Source organism: Pseudoalteromonas sp. S3178, assembly GCF_005886985.1.
Lineage (GTDB): Bacteria > Pseudomonadota > Gammaproteobacteria > Enterobacterales > Alteromonadaceae > Pseudoalteromonas > Pseudoalteromonas carrageenovora.
In genome coordinates this window covers 1-247 of record NZ_PNCW01000661.1, presented here as the reverse complement: position 1 = coordinate 247, position 247 = coordinate 1, and the positions used below count along the sequence as shown (strand labels likewise).

Sequence of the window (247 nt, the reverse complement as noted above, 5' to 3'; positions counted from 1 at the left end):
GGCTTGTTGTGCCTAAATTGAACCAGATTGTGGAGTATCCGACTGGCCGTGAATATACCGTCACCCCAAAAGTGATGAAATTACTGTTGGTGCTGGTCGATGCGAAACCTGAGCCTCTAAGTATTGATAACCTCGTCGAGTTAGTTTGGCACCCGAAGGTGGTGTCTGACAATTCGTTCTATCAAGCTGTTGCGCAGTTAAGAAAGATTTTAAACACAGATCCGCAATACGAAGAATATATCGAAAG

Annotated in this window: 1 protein-coding gene; it reads left to right on the top strand. The window is 44.1% G+C overall.

Annotated features, from left to right (window positions below; genetic code table 11):
- On the top strand, positions 1 to 247 hold a 247-nt coding region (locus CWC11_RS22660; protein ID WP_171038543.1), incomplete at both ends, for a winged helix-turn-helix domain-containing protein.